The organism is Sorangium sp. So ce834 (assembly GCF_051521425.1).
GTDB classification, from domain to species: domain Bacteria; phylum Myxococcota_A; class Polyangia; order Polyangiales; family Polyangiaceae; genus Sorangium; species Sorangium cellulosum_D.
The window spans coordinates 4,864,045-4,881,000 of sequence record NZ_CP150351.1 but is presented as its reverse complement, the minus strand read 5'-3'; the positions used below and the strand labels follow the sequence as shown (position 1 = coordinate 4,881,000).

The following is a 16,956-nucleotide window of genomic DNA, read 5'->3' as shown; positions in this document are numbered from 1 at the left end:
CACCTCAGGCCCCCTCGGGCGTCGCGACGAACAGGCACACGACGCCCATCGTCAGCGGCTCCACGCGCAGCACGCGCAGCCCCGCGCCCCGCATCAGCTCCGCGAACTCGTCCGGCGGCGGGAACCTCGCGATCGAGTCCTGCAGGTACCGGTACTCCTCCCGCCCGGAGATCGCGCCGCCCACGTACGGCACGACCGTGTGGATGTGGAAGCGCGCGAGCTTGCTCATGATCCCACCGCGCGGCTCGCTGAGCTCCAGGATCGCGATGCGCCCGCCGGGCCGCGTGACGCGCGCCATCTCGCGGAGCGCCCGGGCGCGGTCCGGGACGTTGCGGATCCCGAACGCCATCGAGATGGCGTCCAGGCTCGCGTCGCCGAACCGCAGCTGCTCTGCGTCGCCGACCTCGAGCTCGACCCGCCCGGCGAGCCCCGCGGCCTCCACCTTCCGGCGGCCCACGCCGAGCATCCCCTGCGACGGATCGATCCCGACGACCTTCACGTCGTGTGTCCGCGCGATCTCAATCGCGAGATCCGCGGTTCCGGTCGCCAGGTCGAGCACCGTCGCGCCGGGCGCGAGCTCGAGCGAGTGCACCGCGCGCCGCCGCCAGCCCTGGTCGAGCCCCAGCGAGATGATCCGGTTCAAGAGATCGTACCGCTCGGCGATCCCGTCGAACATCTCGCCGGTGCCGAACCGGCGCCCGCCGCGCGGCGCCTCGCCCTGATCCGTATGGCTCATGTCCCGCCCTCCGCCTGCTGCACCGTGCGCTGCGCCTCGGCCCGCTCGGGCGCGAACCGCTTGCCGTCGCCGGGCGGCGGCGCGACCGCCTCGCCGCCCCCCGGCGCCGTGACCGCGAGCGCGCGCTTCCGCTCGTGGAGCCGCATGTGGCCCCGCTGGATGCCCTCGCTCGCCAGCGCGCGCAGGGCCGCGAAGTTCGAGGCGAGCCCGACGGAGGCCAGCACCACGGCGAGCTCGCGCGCGCTCTTCGCGCCCACGAGCTGCAGCGCGGCGCGCACGCCGGCGTGCACCTCGGTCGAACCGCCCACCGTCCCGACGGCGAGCGGCAGCTCCGCGCGGCCCACGAGCCCGCCCGGGACGCGCTCCCACGTGCTGATCGGCCGGTACCGGCCGCTCATCGACGCGTACGCGTGCGCGCCCGCCTCGATCGCCCGGAAGTCCTGCCCGAGCGCGACCGCGGCCGCGTCGAGCCCGTTCATGAAGCCCTTGTTGTGGGTCGCCGCCCGGTACGGATCGAGCTCCGCGAAGCGGCTCGCCCGCGCGATGCCGCTCGCCACGTCCGCGCCGCCGAGCGCGTCGTCGGCGACGGTGGCCGTCACCCGCACGAGGCGGCGGACGGTCAGGTTCGACAAGATCCGGAGGCCGATCGTCCCGCCCGCGATGCGCTGCACGAGCGGCGCCACCGCCTCGGCCACGGTGTCGACCAGGTTGGCGCCCATGGCGTCGCCGACCTCGACGTAGAGGTGCACCACGAGCACGCCGAGCTCCGCCGACAGCACGCGCACCTCGAGGTCGCGGCAGCCGCCGCCGCGCGCCACCATCCTCGGGATCGCCGCGTCGCCGGCGGCGAGCAGGCTCGCGCGCGCCGCCTCCAGCCGGCCCGCGGCCTCCTCCGGGTCGGGCACGTCGTCGAGCTGGACCTGCGCGGTCATGATCGGCGGGTCCGCCTCGCCGGAGAAGCCGCCCGACAGGCGGACCATGCGCGCCGCGTTCGACGCCGCGGCGATGACGCTCGGCTCCTCCACCGCCATCGGCACCAGCACGTCCCGCTGGTTCACGCGGAAGTTCAGCGCGAGGCCCAGCGGGAGCGCGTGCGTCGCGATGACGTTCTCGCACATCCGGTCGGCCACCGCCGTCGGCAGCCCGCCCCCGCTCGCGAGGTGCGCGAGCGCGTCCTCGTCGAGCAGCCCGAGCGCCTGGATCGCGCGGAGCCGGTCCTCCAGGCACCGCTTGTAGAACCCGCTGATCCGGCTGGACACGTTCTGGCTCATCGGCTGCCTCCGCGCGCCGCGCGCGCTCGCGGGAGCGGCGCGCGCCCTCCGCGTTGCATCGGGAAATCCGCCATCGCCGCTCACCGCCTCCGCCGGGGCGTCGACATCGCGACCCCCTCCAGCGCCGCCTTCGCCGGGCTGTCCGGGAGCGGCTCGATGCTCCGCACCGCGTCCCCGCAGAGCCGGGACGCGAGCTCCAGACAGTCGTCCACGACCCGCTTCTCGACCATGATCTGCGCGATGCGCCGGCTGAGCTCCGGCGGGGCCGCCGCCTCCTCCGACGCGCAGTGCGCCTCGAGGGCGGGCGTGAGCTCGCGCTCGCGCTCCATCGCGAGGAGCAGCGGGTACGTCATCTTGCCCTCGCGCAGATCCGTGAGCAGCGCCTTGCCGGTCGTCTCCGGATCGCCCGCGAAGTCGAGCACGTCGTCGACGAGCTGGAACGCGACCCCGAGGCTCGTGCCGAAGCCCTCGAGGGCCTTGCAGAGCGGCTCGCTCACGCCGCCCGCGCGCGCGCCGGCGAACATCGCCCAGCGGAACAGCGAGGCCGTCTTGCCGTCGACGATCTGGAAGTACTCGCTCGTGCTCGTGCGCACGCGGCCGCGCGACGCGAGCTGGAGCGCCTCGGCGACGACCATCTCCTTGACCACCTGGAGCACCCGCTCGAGCACGTCGGGCATGCCCACCGCCTGGATCTTGCAGAGCGCGTCGAGCAGGAGGTAGTCGCCGCCGAAGATCGAGGCGGCGTTGCCGTAGATGACGCGCGCCGCGTCGGCGCCGCGCCGGCGGTCGCCGAGATCGACGACGTCGTCGTGGAGCAGCGTCGCGTTGTGGACGAGCTCGACCGCCACCGCGAAGGTCCGCGCCGCCTCGTTGAAGCCGCCGCCGATGTGGGCGGCCAGCGCGACGCAGATCGGCCGCAGCCGCTTGCCGCTCAGCCCGAGCAGGTGCCGCGCGCTCTGGTGCGCCGGCGTCTCGCCGTCCAGCCCGACCTTCGCGAGCTCGCGCTCCACGTCCGCGAGGTCCCCGTCGAGCAGGCGCCTGAGCTCCGCGAGGCGCGCGGCGAGCACGTCGAGCCCACGCCCAGCGCACATGCCTCCGAGGCTCGAGACGACATCGCTCCGCTGGACCGTCCCAGTAAACGTTGTTGTCGCAGTCATCCCATCTCCACCTGGAAGCACGAGCGCCCGCGCTCCCCGCACCGCGCGGGGCCCACGTGGCGTGCGAGCCCTCCGAAATCACGCGCCCGCTAGGCGCCTCGCCGGGACCGAACGGCCCGGATGGGGAACCGGACCAGGTCCCCGAACCGCGAAAAATCGACGGTCCTGCTCTTGATGAACCCGTCGAGCGCCGTCTGCGCGACGATCACGAACGAGAGGAGCCGCTCCACCCGGTCGAGGCTGAACCGGGTGGCGTCGGTGGGCGGCAGGCTCTCGAGCAACGCCGAGGCGCGCTCGAGGCGTTCCCTCACGGAGTCGGCGATGAGCCGCTCGCGCTCGGCGAACACTTTGGAAATCATCTTCCAGAAGTCCGTCTCGGCCTCGAAGAACTCCTTCCGCTCTCCCGGTTTCCATACCCTTCGTACTACACCCCACCTCTGCAATTCTGTCAGCGACATACTCATCGCGCCGGACGAAACTTGCAGCCGTTCGCCGATCTCCGCGGCGGACAGGGCGCCGCCGGCGATGAACAGGACGGTCCAGATCCGCCCGAGCACGCGGCGGAAGCCCCAGTGCTCGATGACGTCGCCGATCGCTTCCGCCGCGAGCAGCTCTGCCTGGCGCTGGATGTCGTTGGGAGGGCTCATGAAAGTTTCAAAATTCTTTGAAGGAACTGTGTGGGCCAACCTGCGGCGGCGTCAAGACATTCCCGACCGTCCTCGGCACAGAACGGACGAGCCCGGCCGCGCGGCGGCGTGCTCGACGCCGCTCCAGACCTCGCGATGCGTGTGGGGGATGGGGGAACCGCTCGGGGGCGGTCGGCAGGTCGCGGCGCGGTCGCTGTCCGCGCGCTAGCTCACGCCTGCATCCGGGCCACGAGATCCCGGTTCTGCCGGAGCAGCGCCTCAGGGACGCGCGCGCCGAACGACTCCAGGAACGCCTCGCGATCGCGCGCCTCCTCCAGCCACGCGTCGCGGTCGATCGCGAAGAGCTCGCGCATCGCCTCCTCGGTCAGGTCGAGGCCGCTCGTGTCGAGCTCGCCGTCGGCAGGCATGATCCCGACCGGCGTCTCGCGCCCCTGCGCCTTCCCGTTCACGCGCGCGTGGATCCAGCGGAGGACGCGGAGGTTCTCCCCGAAGCCGGGCCAGAGGAACTTGCCCGACGCGCCCTGCCGGAACCAGTTCACGTGGAAGACCTTCGGGAACCCCGGGCGCCCGTGGCCGAGCTCGACCCAGTGCCGGAAGTAATCGCCCATGTTGTATCCGCAGAACGGGCGCATCGCCATCGGGTCGCGGCGGACGACCCCGACCTGGCCCGTGGCCGCGGCGGTCGTCTCCGAGGCCATCGTCGCGCCCAGGTAGACCCCGTGCGCCCAGTCGCGCGCCTCGCAGACGAGCGGCGCGAGCCGCGCGCGCCGGCCGCCGAAGACGATGGCCGAGATCGGCACGCCCGCCGCGGCGTCGAACGCCGGCGAGATGGACGGGCACTGGCGGGCCGGCGACGTGAACCGGCTGTTCGGGTGCGCCGCCGGCTCCTTGCTGTCCGGCGTCCACCGGCGGCCCCTCCAGTCGGTGAGCACCGGCGGCGCCGGGCCGTCGAAGCCCTCCCACCACGGCGTCCCGTCCGGCGTGAGCGCCACGTTCGTGAAGATCGAGTTCCGGGCCAGCGTCGCCAGGGCGTTCGGGTTCGTCCTCGAGCTCGTCCCGGGCGCCACGCCGAAGAAGCCGGCCTCGGGGTTGATCGCCCACAGCCGGCCGTCGGGGCCGATCCGGAGCCAGGCGATGTCGTCGCCGACCGTCCACACCTTCCAGCCCTTCTGCGACGCCGGCGGCACGAGCATGGCGAGGTTCGTCTTCCCGCACGCGCTCGGGAACGCCGCGCAGATGTACGTCACCCGGCCCTCGGGGTCCTCCAGGCCGAGGATGAGCATGTGCTCCGCGAACCAGCCCTCGTCGCGCGCCATCGTGCTCGCGATGCGCAGCGCGAAGCACTTCTTCCCGAGCAGCGCGTTGCCGCCGTACCCGGAGCCGATGCTCCAGATGAGCCGCTCCGCGGGGAAGTGGCACACGAACCGGCGCTCCGGGCTCAGGTCGCCGAGCGAGTGCAGCCCGCGGCAGTAGTCCTCGGAGCCGCCGAGCGCCTCGAGCGCGACCCGGCCCATCCGGGTCATGATCCTCATGTTGGCGACCACGTACGGACTGTCGGTGATCTCGACTCCAACCTTCGCCGACGGCGACCCCACGGGGCCCATCAGGTACGGAACGACGAACATCGTCCGCCCCTTCATCGCCCCGTCGAACAGCCGCCCGACCCGCTGCGATGCCTCCTCGGACGACATCCAGTTGTTCGTCGGGCCCGTATCCTCTCTATCCCGCGTGCAGATGAACGTGAGGTGCTCAGTCCGGGCGACGTCGGTCGGGTCGCTCCGGTGAAGATAGCAGTTGGGGTACTTCTCCTCGTTGAGCGCGATGAGCGTGCCGTCGCTCAGCATCCCCTGGATCAGCGTCCGGTTCTCCGACTCGGAGCCGTCGCATACGACGACGCGATCGGGCCGCGTCTGGCGCGCGACCTCGTCCACCCACGCTGAAAGATTCCGGTTTTGCATACAGCTCGGAGCCTAGCCCGAGCGAGATGCCCCGCCAAGGGACAGTGCCGCTGTAGTATTGCAACGAATCTGGACGATCTGGCGGATTGCAAGTGAATCAGCAACCGGCCGGCGTGGCCCGCCGCTCGCGCTCAGTTCGCGCGAGGCGAAGGCAGGGACGTTCGGCTATGCTGGAGACGTGCAGCGTGTCGTCGACCTCCCTGAGCGGGGCAGACTGATCGTCGCCACCGACTTTCAGGGCAATGTCGCGGATTTCGAGCGGATCGCCGAGATCTTCGAGCAGGTGGCGGCCGGCCCTGACGGCGCGGTGCTCGTCATTACGGGCGACCTGGTCCATGGACCCGAGCTCGACGAGGGTGAATGGCCCGACTACCTGGGTTCATTCTACCGAGGCGATTCCGTGACCTTGTTGAAAAAGGCGCGAAGCCTCGCGGATCGGCACCCGGGCAGGGTCCATTACCTCCTCGGCAACCACGAGCACGCGCACGTGGGGGGCCCGGTGGTGGCGAAGTTCTTTCCAGACGAGGCCCAGCGGCTCGAGGAGCTCCTCGGTCCGGAGGACACGCTGGCGATGCGGAGCTGGTTCCGCGGATGGCCGTTCGTCGCCGTCGCGCGCGCGGCCCGGCTGGTCATGCTCCACGCCGCGCCGCACGCCCGCATCCAGAGCCGCGAGGACCTGGACCGGCTCCCGCTCGACGGGTTCCTCGACGTGCCGCTGTCGGAGATGAGCCTGCAGGGGACGCTCGGCGCGCTGCTCTGGGCGCGGAGCACCTCGAGCGAGCGCGCCCACGCCTTTCTGCGCGCGCTCGACCCGGACGCTCGCGTGGCGGTCTTCGGGCACGACGTCGCGCGCTCCGGGTACGCGATCGAGCGCGAGCCGATGCTCTGCCTGTCGACGAGCTTCGGCTGCTACGACGGCGACAAGCTCTACCTGGAGTGGGATCTCGCCGAGCCCGCGGAGAGCGCGACCGACGTCGCGTGGCGCGGGCTCCGGTCGCTGTACCCCGAGGCGCCGCGCGTCCACAGCGACCCCTGAGCGCCCCGGCGAGGACGCCGCGGCGGCAGGCGACGCCGCCGCCGCGGCGACGGTCAGGCCGCGGGGCCTGGGGCGACCTGAGCAGGCGGGGCGGGAGGCTTCGGCGTGGCGTTCGCGTGGCGGCGGTCCGCGAGGATGCCGACCAGCGCGAGGATCAGCAGCACGAGCTGCGCTCCCAGCGTCTCGACGGTCGGGAAGATGCCGAGGGCGGGCACGCTGCCGAAGGGCAGCGCGTGGACAGGCAGCTTGCCGGCCATCTGGAGCGCGGCCACGCCCTGCCCGGCGAAGATGACCGCGAGCGCGTAGAGGAGGTAGCTGGAGATGCGGAAGAAGACCTGCGGGGGCGCGAACCTGCCGGCGCGCGTGTACGCCGCGACCAGCGCGACGAGCACCACCGCGCCGACCACGGCGCCCGCGACGGCCGCGCTCGCGGACGCGTTCGAGGCGAGCAGGGCCTGGTAGAAGAGCACCGTCTCGAACGCCTCGCGGTACGCGGCGAGCAGCGAGACGCCGAAGAGCGAGAGCGCCGCGCGCCGCGGCGAGATCTGCTGCTTCAGGAACCTCATCCAGCGGGCGACCTCGCGCTTCGCGAGGAGCGAGTAGCTCACGTAAAAGAGCACCGCCGTCGCGAGCAGCGCCGTCACCCCCTCGATGAGCTCGCGCTGCGCCCCGGAGATCGCGACGAGGCGGGCCGAGGCGATCCACGTGAGGAGCCCGAGCCCGATCGCGGTGATCCAGCCGAGGTGCACGAAGCGCCGCTTGTCCGCGAGCCCCGCCTGGGCGGCGAGGCCGAGGAGCGCGGCGATGAGGAGCGCGGCCTCGACCCCCTCGCGCAGGATGATGCCCGCGCTCGAGAGGGCCGTCGACGCGAAGCCCTTCGGCGCCGACGCGGGCGACAGGAGCGACTCGGCGCGGCCGACGTCGCGCAGCAGCGCGTCCATCGCGGCGCCCAGCTCGGCGGGGGACGCGCCCCGCTCGAGGTGGCCGCGGAGCTCCATGCTGCGGGCCTCGAGCGCCGCGGCGAGCGAGGCGTCGGCGGCGCGGAGCGGGGCCTCGATCGGCTCGATCCCCTCGAGGTAGGCGTCGATGAGGTGCCCGCGGGCCGCGTCGCGCTCGCCACGCGCGATCGCCTGCCGCGCGCGCTCGATCTTCACGCGCACGAGGCCCAGCGGGGAGCGGGCGGCGCGATCCTCGTACGGCGCGCGGAGCCGCAGATCCGCGAGCACCGCGGCCTCGGCGTCGGCCGGGACGCCGGCGCCGCGGAGCTCGTCGCGCAGATCGGCGTCCGTGCGCGCCGAGAGCTCGGCGAGCGTGAAGGCCGGCGCGACGCCCTCCGGCGCCGGCGCGACGCCCGCGTGGCGCAGGCCCGTCACGAAGAAGGCGAGATCCCAGCGGTCGGCGTCGGAGAGGAAGTTGAACGGGACCATCGCCGTCCCGTCGACGCCGAACCGGACCGTGCTCACGACGCGGTACGGGGCGATCGCCTCGCCACGCTCGGGGTCGTGGAAGTTCACGGGGCGCGGCGTGAACGTGGCCGCGCGGGCGGTGTCGGCGCGCCCGGTCTCGCCGTGGCACGTCGCGCAGTGCTCCAGGTAGAGGCTCTTGCCGCGCGCCGCGTTCGGCGCGGCGCGCGGCGCCTCCTCGATCTGGAAGGCGCCGACGAGCTCGGCGCGCAGCCCGGCGATCAGGGCGACGACGTCCGAAGGCGGCGCCTTCCGATCGAGCAGCTCGCGGAGCTTCGCGATGCGCGCCGCGAGATCGAACTCGCGCCCGGCCGGGAGCGACGGCTGGATGCGCGCCGCGATCTTGGCGCCGTCCGCGGCGAGGGACAGCTGCTCGGCGTACTCGTCGGGCACCGTGACGACCCCGTTCGCGACGGAGCCGCCGTAGTCGGCGCCGATGTAGCCGAGGATGTGCACGAGCCGCTGCGCCTCGACCTCGGGCGGATCGCCCTGATCCGCGCGGGCGAGCGGCGCGCGCAGCAGCACGGCAGCCAGGCACAGGACGGCGAGCGTCCACCGGCCGCGCGTGAACTTGATAGTCATATTCAGAAAAATACCGCGGCCTGTGCGGCGGGATCAAGGCGCAGGCGGGGCCGATGGGATCGAGCCGAGACGAGCGTCCGTCGGCGGCGGAGCTAGCGGCCGAGCTCCTCGACCAGGGCGGCGACGCCGGCGTCGATCTCGGCGTCGGTGAGGTACGGCGCCGGGCCGATGCGGACCACGTCGCGGCGCGCGTCGACGAGCACACCCCGGGCGCGGAGGCGCTGCACGACGTCGCCCGCCCGAGCGGCGCGGACCGCGACGAAGCCGCCGCGCCGCTCGGGCTCGCGCGGCGAGACGACGTCGCCGCCGCGGCCCGCGGCGTCGAGGTGGCCGAGGATGCGCCCGGTCTGCCGCAGCGAGATCGCGCGCAGCCGCGGGACGGTGAGGCCGAAGCGATCCCAGTGCTCGAGCACGGCGGCGGCGCGGTAGAGCGCGCACGGGTCGAACGTGGAGCCCGCGAAGCGCGCGCCCCCCGGCGCGTACCCGACGCCGCCGCCGCCCGCGAGCGCGCCGAAGTCGGCGAACCAGCCGGTGAAGGCCGGGCGCAGCGCGCAGCCGCGCGGGACGCGCATCCAGCAGAGCCCCTCGCCCATCGCCGCGTACTTGTAGCCGCCCGCGACCGCGAAGACGTGAGGCGCCGCGCTCCCCCACGCGATCGGCACGACGTTGAAGGCGTGGTAGGCGTCCACGAGCGGCACGGCGCCGATCTCGGACGCGCGCGCGACGATCTCGTCGAGGCGCGGCACCACCGTGGCGCTCTCGAAGAGCACGGCCGAGATCGCGAGCATCGAAGTGCCCGGCAAGAGCGCGGCGAGCAGCCGATCGGCGAGCGAACGGCGCGGCTCGACGCTCACCCACGCGACGTCGACGCCGTCCTCGCCGAGGCGCGCGAGCTGGCGCCGGAGCGAGTGGAACTCGCCGTCGGTGGTGACGATCCGCGGACGATCGCGCCGAGGGAGCGACGAGATCAGCCGGTAGACGAGCTCGTGCGTGTTCTGGCCGAAGGCGATGTCGTCGCCGCGATCGAAGCCCATCCGCTCCAGGATCGCCGCCCCGACCGCCGCGCGCTTCGGGAGCACCGCGTCGTCCCACTTGTCGTCGACGAGCCGCGCGGCGTCGTCGAAGCACGCGCCGAGCGCGTCGCGCGCCACGTCGGGCCACGCCTGATGGGAGTGGCCCGTGAGCAGGACGCGCGGCGCCGCGCCCTCGGCGGGCGCGAGGAAGCGCGAGTACGCCGCGCGGAGCGCGCCGAGATCGAACGAGAAGCCCTGCTGTTCCACGTCTCCCTGCATTCCAGCTCTTCGGTGCGGCACCCGCGCGACGGACGCGCAGGGCGGCGGGCTCCGCGCGCGGTCCCGCTTAACCCACTTCGAGGTTCACATCCACCGGTTCGATCCGCGTCGTCCCGCGCGCAGGTGGCGCCGAGCGCGCCCGTTGCGTCCTCGGCGAGCGCGCAGCGCGGGCCGGGCGCGCTGTCGCGCCCGCCAGCGGCCCAGGCGGCCGGGCCCGAGAGGCCGCGGGCCGCCCGCGCGTCGCGCGACGACGGCGAGGGCGCGTCGGCCTCGTCCACAACGTGGTCACCCCGGGCGGCGCAGCGGAAAGCGCGGCGAGGGCGCGCCCCCGGCCGGTCCGATCATCGTAGGGGGAGGTGGCTCAACCGGAGCCGGCGGAGCGCACGCGCTCCGGATCGAGGTGGGAGGTTCCATGACGCGCGAGGATTGCGGCGGCGTGGGAGGGGGGCCGGCGCGCCGTCGCGCTAGACTGCGCCACCTGTCGATGCGACCGCGCGCGGAATACCTCGAAGGGCTCGTCGATCTCACGTCCCACGACGACCCGAACGTCCGGCGCGCGCTCTTCCGGCAGACGATCGCCTCGCTCGCCCTCGTCGACGCGCTCGACGGCTCGACCCCGCTCGACACCCTCAGCCCGGATGGGCTGCTCCGGAGCGTCCAGACCGCCATGGCCGACGGGCTGCTCGACGATCTGAGCTGGCTCGCGCCGGCCGCCGCGAGCGTGGCGCTCTACGAGATCGCCGGAGCGCTCCCGCTCGGGCCCGAGCGGCGGGAGCTCGGCCGGCGCGTGCTCAACCAGCTCTACGCCGGCAACGCGGCGACGTTCGTCGCCCTCGCCACGCGCATGGCGGCCGGCTCGGCCCGCGGCCTCTCCGGGGCGGGCATCCGCGCCCGCGTGATGCTCTCGCTCTGGCTCCCCGCGGGCACGGACATCCCGGTCGATCCGCTCGCGCTGCTGCTCGCCTCGCGGCGCGAGCTGTCGCGCGACTGGATCGCGGCGCCCTCGACCGGCTCCCTGCCGGAGCGGCGCCTCGCCGCGCGCCTCCTCGAGCGCGCCGCCCGCGAGGCGACCCGCCGGGCCATGCAGGGCGACGACCTCCCGCTCCGGCTCTTCCGCAACGTGAGCGATGGGCGCCGGCGCGATCTCGACCGCAGCGCCGACGGGATCGCGCTCGCGTGGCAGACGCTCCTCGCCGATCGCGAGCCGCTCGTGTGGCGCCACGTCGCCGCGGCGCGCGGCCTGCTCGCGGGGGTGCTGCCCGACTTCGCCGAGGAGGTGCGCGCCCTGCTCGCCCACGATCTCTCCCCCACCGAGTGGCGGCGCGGCGCCGCGTCGCTCGCCGCCAGCGTCGCCGTGGATCCGGACGGCGCGCTCGGCCGCGCCGTCGAGCTCCTCCGCGGCCCGCTGCTCGCGCAGGACCCGGGGATCGCCACGGCGATGGTGTGGGGGCTCCCCGTCGCGGCCGACGCGGAGCCCGAGGCCGCCGACGCGCTGCTCGACGAGATCGCGCGCGCGGCCCCGATGGCGACGGCCGAGGCGATCGTCGAGCTCCGGCGCGACCTGCGCGGCGTGACGAGCCGCGGGGAGCCGTTCGGCGCCCGCGCGGCGGCGCGGTGCGCCCGCGCGCTCGAGGACGCGATCGAGGCGCCGCCCAGCGCGCACGTCCGCGACGACGGCCTCGCGGCGCTCGCGCGCGTCGTCCACCGCGATCTCTCGATGGACGGCGCCGGGGTCGCGCTGCTGCGCGGCGCGCTCGACGGCGCCGTCGCGGCGTTCGTCGAGACCGGGCCGCGCGAGGCGCACGGCCGCGCGCTGGAGGCGTACGCCCTCGCGGCCGAGGTCGTGGGCGCGCTCGAGGAGATCGAGCTCTGCGATCTCGACGACGCGCAGAGCGCCGCGGCGCGCAGGGCCGCGGTGGGGCTCGTGCGCGAGCTCGACGCCGAGCTGCTCGGCTCCGGCCTGCTGAAGGGCCTCCTGCTCCTGAGCCGCCGGCCGAGCGAGGACTCGACCGGCGTCGCCTCGCTGGACGACCTCGACGAGCGGCTGGCGCGGTGGCTGCTCCGCGCCGAGGGGTCCGCCGCGCGGCCCGGCGCGAGCGCGTCGCCGCCGCTGCACGTGACCGTGCACCAGCGCAACCTCCGCGCGCTCATCCACCTGATCGACGGCGAGAGCACCGATTTCGGCGGCGAGCCGGAGCTCAAGGCGCGCGTGCTCTCCCGCTGGACCGGCGCCATCGGCGCGCTGCTCGACCGGCTGCGCGCCGACCGCGGCTCGTCGCTCCGCCGCGCCATCGCCGCGTCCGTCGCCCGCGGCCTCGACGCGCTCGTGCGCGAGGGCGCGGCCGACGCGGCCGACATCTTCCTGCACGCCGCGATGCGCGGCGGCGACCCCGACGATCTCGACGTGCTCGGCCAGGCGAGCATGCACCCGGACGTCGCCCAGCTCCTGCGCGCCTACGCGCGGTTCGCGCGCGGGGGGCGCGAGGGAGGCGCGCGCGCGCCGGACGACGAGGGCGCCGCGGTGTCGCTCCGGTCGACGCGGAAGGGGGCGCTCGACGCGGAGCTCGCCGAGGCCGAGCGCGCGCGCGCGACGCTCGAGCGCATCGCCGCCCTCGACGCGCTCGTCACGGCGCTGCCGGCGGGCGCGTCGCAGCGCACCGAGATCGTGCGCGGCGCGCTCGCCCGCCTCGCGCGCGCGCTCGGGGCGCTGAACGCGGCCCGCGCGCTCAGCGCGCTCACCGCGGCGGGCGCCGGCGACGCGGACGCCTCGCCGCTCAGCGCGCTGGAGGACGCCCTGACGCGCCTCGGGCAGCTGACCGCCGGCGCCCGCCGCCGCTGCGGCGACCACCCGCCCTCCCCGCCCTCCGGCGCGACCGAGCCGCTGCGCCTCGCGATCGAGGTCGCGCTGCAGGAGGAAGCGGACGCGGAGCCGAGCGTCGCCGCGCCCGTCGAGGCGCTCGTCTCGGCTGCGCGCGCGAGCATCCCGGGCGCGCTCGCCGACGTGGTCGCCCTCGTCGTGCCGTGCGTCATGCAGCTCCCGGTGCGGCGGCCGAGCGCGCCGGGCGGCGTCGCCCGGCCCGAGCAGCCGCTGCCCGCGTGGCTGCCGAGCCGCCGCACGCTCGGCGGCTTCTACGTGCACCGCCAGCTCGGCGGCGGCTCGCTGGGCACGGTGTTCGTCGTCACCCGCACCGAGGAGCGGCACGATCCGTCGGCCGAGCGCTTCGCCCTCAAGGTGCCCGAGTACGATCACACGGCGGCCCGGAGCGTCTCGGAGGCCGACTTCCTCCGCCTGTTCCGGGAGGAGGCGGGCGCGCTCCTCTCGCTGCCCGATCACCCGAACCTCGCCCGCTTCGTCACGTTCGACGCGGGCGCCCGCCCGAAGCCGATCCTCGTGATGGAGCTCATCGAGGGCATCCGCTGCGACAAGCTGCTCGACGCGCGGGGCCTCACCTCGCGGAGCGCGGTGGCGCTGCTCGACGGCATCCTCGCCGGGCTGGAGGCCATGCATGCGGTCGGCGTCGGGCACCTCGACATCAAGCCGACCAACGTGATCCTGCGCGGGGGGCGGGAGCCGGTGCTCGTCGACTTCGGCCTGGCTGGCCGCCACATCCGGCCCGGCTGCGCCACCGGCTGCTACGGCGCCCCCGAGATCTGGGGCGTCGTTCCGCCCGGGGCCACCGCGACCCCGCTCACGGCCGACATCTACAGCTTCGGCTGCCTCGCCTACGAGATCCTCACCGGCAAGACGCTGTTCGACGCGCCCACCGAGGTCGCCCTCATCACGGCGCACATCACGCACGACGGGCTGCCCGCGCCGGTCAAGCGCCTCGCCGACGACCCGAGGACCGCCGACATCGCGGCGTTCATGTACGCATGTCTACGACATAACCCGCAGGACCGCGCGACCACATCATCCCTGCGCGAGATGCTGCTCCGCATCACGGGCCAGCTCGCCGACATGAGGTGGCCGCTCGACGACGTGCGGGCTCCGCGGCACGGCGCCGGAGGATCCCGGAAAAATCATACGGGAAATTCCTGACATCTTTTTCCTCCGAATCCTGTGGGCGCAAGGGGGGATTTAGGCAGTAGGCTCTCTCTTGGCGGCGCGTTCGGGGGGGCCGCGTATCACAAGGCCGCCATGGCCCCCGGGTCAGCGCTGCTCGATTCTATCGACGTTCCGGCGCACCCCGGCGGCCAACCTATCTCGAGCGCCTCGGATCGCTGGAGTCGCGCCGCGCGATGCTCTAAGGGCGGCGTCGTTGATCCCCGCGCTGGAACCGCCTCGCGACGAAGCCGAGCTCCGATGCCGGGCGTCCGCGCTCGCCGGCCTGACGCTCGCGGATCTGGCGCGCGCGCTCGGGCGCGCGGTGCCCCGCGGCGGCGTGCGCACGAAAGGGGCCGCCGGCGCGCTCGTCGAGCGCGCGCTCGGCGCGACCGCCGGCTCGACGTCGAGGCCCGATTTTCCTCACCTCGGCATCGAGCTCAAGACGATCCCCGTCGACGGGGCCGGGGCACCGCAGGAGTCGACGTTCGTCTGCTCGATCTCGCTCTCGGACGCCGATCGCGCGGAGTGGGAGACGTCGCGCGCCCGCGCGAAGCTGGCCCACGTGCTCTGGGTGCCGATCGTCGCCGCGCCGGGCGTGCCGAGCGAGGAGCGGCGGCTGGGCGCCCCGCGGCTCTGGCGCCCGACGGAGGCGCAGGAGCGCGTCCTGCGCGCGGACTTCGAGGATCTCATGGGGCTCATCGGCATCGGCGCCGTCGAGGGGCTCACCGCGCACGCGGGGCGCTGGCTCCAGGTGCGACCGAAGGCCGCGAGCGGGCGCGCGAGGACGCTCGCGTTCGGTCGCGACGGCGAGCTGATCGCGGCGCTGCCGCGCGGCTTCTACCTGCGCCCGGGCTTCACCGGCGCCATCCTGAGGGATCCGGCCGCGATGCCGGCGTGATCGTCGCGCGGGCGCGCGTCACTTGCAGGGGATGACCTTCTTGGTGCCGTCCGGCATCGTCGCGAAGCACGTCTCCATCGAGAGATCGTTGTTCACGGTCGAGACGGGGCGCGCCGGCTCGGGATCGCTGGCGGGCGCCGAGTCGGTCGACCCTGTCGTGCGCGGGCGCCCTCGCCCGCCCGCGCTCCCGCGCTGCGCTTTGCCCGGCGCAGCGCTCGCCGCCGCCGTGCTCGCCGCGGGCGGCCCGGCCCCGCCGTCCGCCGCCGCCTCGGTCGCGCTGCCGCCCGCGTCGGCGGCGCCCGCGTCCGCTGCGCCCGCGTCGCTCGCGCTCGCCGCGCTCGCGCCCGCGTCGGCGGCCTCCGGATCGCCCGCGGGGACGACGTTCGGGAGCGCGGCGGCGGTGTCCGTCGGCTGGGGCGACGGCGGCGCCAGATCGACGGGCGCGGCGGTGTCACCCGGCGAAGGCGCGGCCGTCGGGGCGACCGCGTCGCCCGCGCCGATGGCGAGCTGGCTGCGCTGGAAATAGAGCGCGCCCCACGCGCCCACGAGCACGGCGACGGCCCCCACCGCCACGTAGAGCAGCGTGCGCCCGCGGCGCGGGGCCTCGTCCTCCGCCGGGGGCGCAGAGCCGGCGGTGCGCGCCGCCTTGTCGGTCACCGACGGGCCGCCGCTGCTCGTGCGCGAGGCGCGCGACATGGTCCGCGACATCGCCGCCCGCGAGGCCGGCGGGGGCAGATCGAGCTCCGCGGCGTGCTGGCGGAGGATCCCCGCGATGGTCGTGCGCGTGCCCGGCGCGGCGTACGGCGCGAGCGCCTGCACGAACTCCGCGATCGTCTGGTAGCGATCTTCCGGCTCGCGCGCGATCGACTTCTCGATCACCTCGACGAGGCCCTCCGGCACCTCGGGGCGGAGATCATGGAGCGGCTCGGGCGGCGACGTGTAGATCTTCGCGCACAGCTCGGGGAAGCTGTCGGCGACGTACGGCGGCCTGCCGCCGATGATCTCGAAGAGGCACACGCCGAGCGCGTAGATGTCGGTGCGCGGATCGACGCTCTTCGACGATCGCATTTGCTCGGGCGACATGTACAGCGCCGACCCGAGGATCGTGGTCGTCTGCGTGAGGGAGACGTTGCCCGTGTCCCCGGTGAGGATCTTCGAGACGCCGAAGTCGAGCACCTTGATGAGCGGGGCGCCGTCGGGGCGCTTCGTGAGGAACAGGTTCGCCGGCTTCAGATCGCGGTGGACGATCCCGAGCGCATGCGCCTCCGCGAGCGCCTCGCACGCCTGGACGATGTGATCGATGCACTCGCCGATCGCGAGCGTGCCCGCCTCGTGCGCGTGGCCGGCGAGGTCCACGCCGTCGAGGAGCTCCATCACCATGTACGGCTCGCCGCTGTCCAGCGCGGCGACGTCGAGCACGCGCACGACGTGGTGCGTCTGCAGCTTGGCGACCGTGCGCGCCTCGCGCATGAACCGCTCCGCCGCCTCGGTGTACGACATGAACTCCGGGAGCAGGAACTTGATCGCGACGCGCGTATCGAGGTCGAGGTGCAGCGCCTCGACCACGAGCCCCATGCCCCCGCGGCCGATCGTCCGCTCGACGCGGTACTTGCGCGCAATGACGGTGCCAGGCGCGATCGTGTAGACGTTGTCGGCCTTGGGTTCCCCCGCGCCGAGCGGAAACGCAGCCGTCTCCGGGCCGACGGAGTCCTCCCCTTCGGTCGAGTCCGGCTCACCAGAGGAGCGCGCCATCGAGCTAAGGTATACACGTCGCGCTTCTCCGAAGCGATTCCCCTCACGCCGCAGGAATGCAAAGCGTTGCGAAAAAATGCCTCCGACGTGGGATGAGCGCGCGAAAGAGGTGGAAGCGA

Annotated in this window: 12 protein-coding genes; 3 read left to right on the top strand and 9 right to left on the bottom strand. The window is 74.1% G+C overall.

What is annotated here, in order from left to right; translation table 11 throughout:
* Window positions 1-4 precede the first annotated feature (4 nt).
* The 6 genes from ubiE to WMF20_RS17670 all read right to left on the bottom strand — a co-directional run bounded on the left by ubiE (window position 5) and on the right by WMF20_RS17670 (window position 6,106).
* The gene (gene ubiE, locus WMF20_RS17695; protein ID WP_437615109.1) at window positions 5-736 is read right to left on the bottom strand and encodes a bifunctional demethylmenaquinone methyltransferase/2-methoxy-6-polyprenyl-1,4-benzoquinol methylase UbiE; all 732 of its coding nucleotides are present in this window, start codon (window positions 734-736) and stop codon (window positions 5-7) included.
* Window positions 733-2,007: a hydroxymethylglutaryl-CoA reductase, degradative gene (locus WMF20_RS17690; protein ID WP_437615107.1), complete on the bottom strand. Its 1,275-nt coding sequence runs from the start codon at window positions 2,005-2,007 to the stop codon at window positions 733-735. The genes ubiE and WMF20_RS17690 overlap by 4 nt, the downstream gene beginning before the upstream one ends.
* Before the next feature lie 80 nt (window positions 2,008-2,087).
* Complete coding sequence (locus WMF20_RS17685) at window positions 2,088-3,098, bottom strand: polyprenyl synthetase family protein (protein WP_129581439.1); 1,011 nt, start codon at window positions 3,096-3,098, stop codon at window positions 2,088-2,090.
* Window positions 3,099-3,253: 155 nt separating this feature from the next.
* Complete coding sequence (locus WMF20_RS17680) at window positions 3,254-3,811, bottom strand: GbsR/MarR family transcriptional regulator (RefSeq protein ID WP_129575463.1); 558 nt, start codon at window positions 3,809-3,811, stop codon at window positions 3,254-3,256.
* Between the two features lie 209 nt (window positions 3,812-4,020).
* The gene (locus WMF20_RS17675; protein WP_129575462.1) at window positions 4,021-5,769 is read right to left on the bottom strand and encodes a phosphoenolpyruvate carboxykinase (GTP); all 1,749 of its coding nucleotides are present in this window, start codon (window positions 5,767-5,769) and stop codon (window positions 4,021-4,023) included.
* 97 nt (window positions 5,770-5,866) lie between these two features.
* Window positions 5,867-6,106: a hypothetical protein gene (locus WMF20_RS17670; RefSeq protein WP_437617275.1), complete on the bottom strand. Its 240-nt coding sequence runs from the start codon at window positions 6,104-6,106 to the stop codon at window positions 5,867-5,869.
* Between WMF20_RS17670 and WMF20_RS17665 the strand changes: the two genes are divergently transcribed.
* Window positions 6,032-6,805 (top strand): metallophosphoesterase, encoded by a 774-nt coding sequence (locus tag WMF20_RS17665; RefSeq protein WP_437617136.1) that lies wholly within the window; start codon window positions 6,032-6,034, stop codon window positions 6,803-6,805. The genes WMF20_RS17670 and WMF20_RS17665 overlap by 75 nt on opposite strands.
* 53 nt (window positions 6,806-6,858) lie before the next feature.
* On the opposite strand, the gene WMF20_RS17660 is transcribed toward WMF20_RS17665, so the two are convergent.
* Both WMF20_RS17660 and WMF20_RS17655 read right to left on the bottom strand, forming a co-directional pair.
* Window positions 6,859-8,850, bottom strand: coding sequence for an FTR1 family protein (locus tag WMF20_RS17660; protein WP_437615104.1), 1,992 nt, complete (start codon window positions 8,848-8,850; stop codon window positions 6,859-6,861).
* A gap of 92 nt (window positions 8,851-8,942) precedes the next feature.
* Window positions 8,943-10,130, bottom strand: coding sequence for an aminotransferase class V-fold PLP-dependent enzyme (locus WMF20_RS17655; RefSeq protein ID WP_437615102.1), 1,188 nt, complete (start codon window positions 10,128-10,130; stop codon window positions 8,943-8,945).
* A gap of 496 nt (window positions 10,131-10,626) precedes the next feature.
* On the opposite strand from WMF20_RS17655, the gene WMF20_RS17650 reads away from it, so the two are divergent.
* Window positions 10,627-14,181 (top strand): protein kinase domain-containing protein, encoded by a 3,555-nt coding sequence (locus WMF20_RS17650; RefSeq protein ID WP_437615100.1) that lies wholly within the window; start codon window positions 10,627-10,629, stop codon window positions 14,179-14,181.
* 220 nt (window positions 14,182-14,401) lie between these two features.
* Window positions 14,402-15,085, top strand: coding sequence for a DNA mismatch repair endonuclease MutH (gene mutH / locus WMF20_RS17645; protein WP_129575458.1), 684 nt, complete (start codon window positions 14,402-14,404; stop codon window positions 15,083-15,085).
* 18 nt (window positions 15,086-15,103) lie between these two features.
* On the opposite strand, the gene WMF20_RS17640 is transcribed toward mutH, so the two are convergent.
* On the bottom strand, window positions 15,104-16,837 hold the full coding sequence (locus tag WMF20_RS17640; protein ID WP_437615098.1) for a serine/threonine protein kinase: 1,734 nt from the start codon (window positions 16,835-16,837) through the stop codon (window positions 15,104-15,106).
* Window positions 16,838-16,956 lie beyond the last annotated feature (119 nt).

Bases quoted from the DNA above. Each gene is read 5' to 3' on its own strand.
- WMF20_RS17675 (WP_129575462.1), bottom strand. From the start codon at position 5,769: ATGCAAAACCGGAATCTTTCAGCGTGGGTGGACGAGGTCGCGCGCCAG.
- WMF20_RS17670 (WP_437617275.1), bottom strand. From the start codon at position 6,106: ATGGACCAGGTCGCCCGTAATGACGAGCACCGCGCCGTCAGGGCCGGC.
- WMF20_RS17680 (WP_129575463.1), bottom strand. From the start codon at position 3,811: ATGAGCCCTCCCAACGACATCCAGCGCCAGGCAGAGCTGCTCGCGGCG.
- WMF20_RS17690 (WP_437615107.1), bottom strand. From the start codon at position 2,007: ATGAGCCAGAACGTGTCCAGCCGGATCAGCGGGTTCTACAAGCGGTGC.
- WMF20_RS17660 (WP_437615104.1), bottom strand. From the start codon at position 8,850: ATGACTATCAAGTTCACGCGCGGCCGGTGGACGCTCGCCGTCCTGTGC.
- WMF20_RS17685 (WP_129581439.1), bottom strand. From the start codon at position 3,098: ATGTGCGCTGGGCGTGGGCTCGACGTGCTCGCCGCGCGCCTCGCGGAG.
- ubiE (WP_437615109.1), bottom strand. From the start codon at position 736: ATGAGCCATACGGATCAGGGCGAGGCGCCGCGCGGCGGGCGCCGGTTC.
- WMF20_RS17650 (WP_437615100.1), top strand. From the start codon at position 10,627: ATGCGACCGCGCGCGGAATACCTCGAAGGGCTCGTCGATCTCACGTCC.
- WMF20_RS17640 (WP_437615098.1), bottom strand. From the start codon at position 16,837: ATGGCGCGCTCCTCTGGTGAGCCGGACTCGACCGAAGGGGAGGACTCC.